Origin of the sequence: Nostoc sp. CHAB 5715, assembly GCF_020829685.1 — a bacterium.
Lineage (GTDB): Bacteria > Cyanobacteriota > Cyanobacteriia > Cyanobacteriales > Nostocaceae > Nostoc.
Map to the genome: position 1 here is coordinate 1 of NZ_JAIVFR010000786.1, position 3,606 is coordinate 3,606.

Consider the following 3,606-nt stretch of genomic DNA (forward strand, 5'->3'; position numbering starts at 1 on the left):
GCCAACACCTGAAAAAAACATTACATCGACCAGATGTAATTGAAAAGAGCCGCCAAATTCATCAGAGTCAGGAATTTCGCGCCAAGATGAGCCAAAGAATGCAGCAGCCCCAAACGCGACAGATTTTGTCACAACAGGCTAAGATGCAATGGGCTTCGACAGCTTACAAAGCCTATATGACTGGCAAATGGCGCGAGTTTTATGACAATAACGAAACTTATCGTCAGCAAAACCGCGAACATCTCAATCAAGCACAGCAAGACTATTGGAATGATGAAACCAATTGTTTAGCTCAAGCTCAAAGAGTTAGCAATTATTTTGCTAATAATCCAGAGGTGCGTGAGACTTACTCACTTGTAGCCAAGCAACAATGGCAAGATGAGGCTTTGTTGGCATGGCGGCGAGAAAAAACACAGGAACAATGGACGCCTGAATTCCGTACCAAACGCCACGCTGCTTTACAGCAAACCTACTATCGCAAAACTATTGCTGCTCTCAAGCAAATCGAAATTGAACAAGGTGCGCTTGAACTAGATGCTTATCACGCTTACCGTCTACAGACACGAGACAAGTCTCTGTTAAAGTTCGATACGTTCTGTAAGCGCTACTTTGAAGATAATCAAGCTCTTGCTTGTGAAGCAGTTGCTAACTATAATCATCGCGTTGTTTCTATAGAACGCTTAGAACAAAAGGTAGACGTTTACGACATCGAAGTTCCTCATACCCACAACTTTGCTTTGGCGAGTGGTGTATTTGTCCATAACAGCGCCAAACAAGGACGCGATCGCCGCACTCAAGCTATCTTGCCTCTACGTGGTAAAATTCTCAACATTGAAAAAACCGACGACGCTAAAATTTATAAAAATAACGAAGTTCAAGCGTTAATTACAGCACTCGGTTTAGGTGTCAAAGGTGATGAATTCGATTCCACTCAACTGCGTTATCACCGGATAGTCATTATGACGGATGCTGACGTAGATGGGGCGCATATTCGGACTTTGTTGTTAACATTCTTCTATCGATATCAGCGATCGCTCATCGAACAGGGCTTTATTTATATTGCTTGTCCCCCACTGTATAAAGTAGAACGGGGACGTAATCATGAGTACTGCTATAGCGATCGCGAAAAAAATCAAGCGATCGCCAAATTTCCTGCTAACGCCAACTATACCATCCAACGCTTCAAAGGTTTGGGTGAAATGATGCCACAACAACTCTGGGACACCACAATGAACCCAGAAACCCGCAAAATGAAGCAAGTCGAAATTGAGGACGCTGCCGAAGCTGATCGCATCTTTACAATTTTAATGGGCGATCGCGTCGCACCCAGACGAGAATTCATCGAAACCTATGGTTCTAAACTCAACTTCACCGATTTAGATATCTAATATCAATTCCCTGACACGACTCCAATAATTTGTGACATTGGTAATGAGTGATACGTTTTCACCCATTACCTTTTTTATATCCAAAATCGCTATAAAACTACCTCTTTTGGATGATGACAAACTACTTCAGTAGACTTTGGCTATGAGCCGCAGAAATTCATTTCTGGGCGGGCGTGGAAGCCAACAGATAAGCGATTTCTAGGCTTTTGTTGACACCAATGCTTTTAAACCTACCCCTAGCGAAAACTAGACACGAACAATCGATTAAAAAAATTAAGTTGCTTTACCACGCAAGCCGCAGGTAAGTGCGACATAACTACAAAAATTCTCAATTTTTCAGTTAGTAAATAACCATATAATTTGCTTATTGTCAATATTTTACAAAAATTCAATCTTCTAGTGTTAGCTAAACTACCAACTTTATGGAAGTTTAGTTAAGATAATACTCTTTGCACTGACTGGCTGATTTATCGTAAATTAAAGGGTTTAAGACCCGCAACGTCAACACGTAGTTCAGTTTCAGTCGGGGTTTAAATCTCCGTACTTCGGCTACGCTCAGTAACCGTCTGAAACTCTCTAAAATGTTTGAATACAACGACTTGCTCAGTACAAGTTTTGAATACTTCGGCTACGCCCTTACTTCGACGCAGCGAGCGTACAAGCTCAGTACAAGTTTTGAATACTTCGGCTACGCTCAGTACAAGTTTTGAATTTTTAATTTGTCCACCAGCTAGAAACACATTTGTTATGCTTTAAGAAAATAACTTAATCTCATCTATCAAACAGCAATTAATAAGTATTTTGAGGATTTCTCATAATAAGATGACAGAAATTTACTGAAATAAAAGTATTTAATTTTACAAAGTGTTTACGTGCGTCAAGTTTGTAACCAAATCATCAGGCAATCTTCTGGGTTCTCCTTCTTCGAGGTAATGTCTACTGGAAGGGGACACCATCTGGCAGCAAACTTGTTAATATCTTCATGTACTGCCGTAGCGATCGCTATTGTATCGGATGTATCTAATGAACTTTTGCCTTAAATAAGACTAGATTGGCGAGTTCGCAAGACAAATTCTTTTTGTATTGATTAAAATATCCTTGTATACAATAAGAAAAGTTTGTCAAGTTTCATAGGGCTGAAATTGCCACAGTGCGCTAACGTGTGAATAAGACCAAATTAGTTAAACCTAAATTGATCTGCTATCAGGTCGATTCTGCCACAGCCTCAACTCCTCAGTTAAGGTAATTAGTACGCAGAAGGTTAACTGCTCTAAGGCAAGCACCATCACCCTTGTTGTATTTACCCAAGGTCAAGACCCGCTTTAGTCTAAGGAATGCGTAATTTGTGAAGGAAATGTAAAATGGTAAATTAAGACGAATCGTCTGAGTTAACATAAAATTCACTCTTCCTAAGTAATTAATGTTGTGTAAAATACATGAAATTCGGCAAAAGCAAACGTACTTATTTTGTAATGTAATAAAAGGGTCACTGCAATTCCGAAAAGTGGAGAAAAATTTAAGGGTATAACTCCCGTTTTTAATGTCTTTTTGGTAATAGTGGCTAATAATGCTTTAGAAGTTCATGATTAATACACAAAAAGAGTGCAATTTCTGTGAAACAGGCTACAATCGGAAGAGTCTTTCTAGGAAAATCTGCCAAAAGTCTGAATTCATTAGTATAGAGTGGCAAATTTTTTGATAAAGGCGAGTCTTTTTTTTGACTAGTTAGTTGAAAGCAGTGTGTGATAGCAACACACATAACATTTACTAAGATGAGCAAGTCACTTTTAGTAATCGCTTAAACTAAAGTAAAAAACCTCCGACCGGAGGTGTAAAACGTCCGAAAATATCTCTGGCAAATCTGCCAAAAAGTTTATTTTCGGTTGATGAATAGCTCGTTTAAAAGAGCAGTAAACACATCTTGAGTAATTGATTCTGCAAGGAGCATGAGGAACGCGGCATGAACCAGGCTAACAACGTACTCGAAAGCATATATCAGCCTGACCTAGAAATAATGAATCAGCCTGAGCTCGAGTTAGAAGAACTCTTAATAGACGATGAAGAGGACTTGCTGATCATCGATGAAGGTGACGAGGAATTTTTAGAGCCTCAGTCTGATGAGGACGACGCAAAGTCTGGAAAAGCCGCTAAATCGCGTCGTCGGACACAAAGCAAGAAAAAGCACTACACTGAAGATTCAATTACTCAAGATGTGTTT

At 39.5% G+C, this 3,606-nt stretch carries 1 protein-coding gene and 1 pseudogene; both read left to right on the plus strand.

The features are described from left to right. The coding region (locus tag LC574_RS31210; protein WP_229457453.1) for a toprim domain-containing protein at positions 1–1,388 on the plus strand (1,388 nt) is incomplete at its 5' end. A 1,960-nt stretch (positions 1,389–3,348) separates the two neighbouring features. Continuing rightward, a pseudogene (locus LC574_RS31215) lies at positions 3,349–3,606 on the plus strand (RNA polymerase sigma factor, RpoD/SigA family); the annotation flags it as partial.